The organism is Rubrobacter aplysinae, from assembly GCF_001029505.1.
In the GTDB taxonomy this organism is placed as follows: domain Bacteria; phylum Actinomycetota; class Rubrobacteria; order Rubrobacterales; family Rubrobacteraceae; genus Rubrobacter_A; species Rubrobacter_A aplysinae.
The window spans coordinates 1-1012 of record NZ_LEKH01000033.1 but is presented as its reverse complement, the minus strand read 5'-3'; the positions used below and the strand labels follow the sequence as shown (position 1 = coordinate 1012).

2 protein-coding genes are annotated in these 1012 nt (G+C 58.1%); both read left to right on the top strand.

Going from position 1 to position 1012, the window contains the following annotated elements; all coding sequences use genetic code 11:
- Nucleotides 1–43: 43 nt before the first annotated feature.
- On the top strand, nt 44–448 hold the full coding sequence (locus tag ABD53_RS18075; protein WP_053058173.1) for a helix-turn-helix domain-containing protein: 405 nt from the start codon (nt 44–46) through the stop codon (nt 446–448).
- Nucleotides 346–1002 (top strand): IS630 family transposase, encoded by a 657-nt coding sequence (locus ABD53_RS15450; RefSeq protein WP_047866733.1) that lies wholly within the window; start codon nt 346–348, stop codon nt 1000–1002. The genes ABD53_RS18075 and ABD53_RS15450 overlap by 103 nt, the downstream gene beginning before the upstream one ends.
- Nucleotides 1003–1012: the final 10 nt, after the last annotated feature.

Sequence of the window (1012 nt, the reverse complement as noted above, 5' to 3'; positions counted from 1 at the left end):
ACAGCATGTTGCGGTAGAGATGGACTGGTGAGAACATCGCTGCATGAACGGTTACTCAGAAGACCTGCGAAGCAAGATAGCCACTGCCGTGGAGCGCGGGAGGTCAAAAGCCCAGGCTGCCCGGACCTTTGACGTTAGTCTCTCTTCGGTCAAGCGCTACGCCGACAAAGCCAACCGGGGAGAATCACTGGCTCCGAAGAAGAGTCCCGGCTCCGCCTCCAAGCTCGATCAGACGGCGAGAAAGCTCTTGGCCGAGGACCTTGCCGAACGCCCCTGCGCAACTCTTCAAGACCGCTGCGACTACATACAGACCATGACCGGAGTCTCGGTGAGTCGCTCTACGATGTGCCGGGCCATAGCTCGGATCGGCTCCAAAGGAACTACCAGGAAAAAGGGGGCCGATTCGCAACCGAACGCGACGAGTTCCAAAGAGCAGCCTGGCGGGTGATGGTGGTCGCTACGGTCGAGCCAGAAAGGCTGGTTTTTGTAGACGAGATGGGGGTTCACACCTCACTTGCTCCGATCTACGGCTACGCTCCGAGAGGAGAGCGCCTAAACCTGTCAGTACCGCGCAACCGTGGCAAGAACACGACGCTGCTTTCTAACATGACTCTTTCAGGGATGGGACCTTCTCTGGCCGTGGAAGGAGCGACCACCGCGAGAGTCTTCGAGACCTACGTGCAGAAGGTTCTAGCGCCGAGTCTGGAGCCGGGGAAGATTGTAGTAATGGACAACCTCGGCGCCCACCGGCCCAAAAGGATCAGAGAGCTGATAGAAGAGCGGGGTTGTGAGCTACTCTACCTGCCAGCCTACTCGCCAGACTACAACCCGATCGAGGAGGCGTTCTCGAAGGTTAAGAACCTGCTAAGGAGAGCGTCTGCCAGGACCAAGAAGACTCTAGTAGAGGCGATGGGCGCAGCGCTATCCGCAATTACTGCTGCAGAGGCCCTGGGCTTTTTCGAGCACGCAGGGTACCGGCAAACTGCGGTTCATCTACTGTGAAACGCGCTGT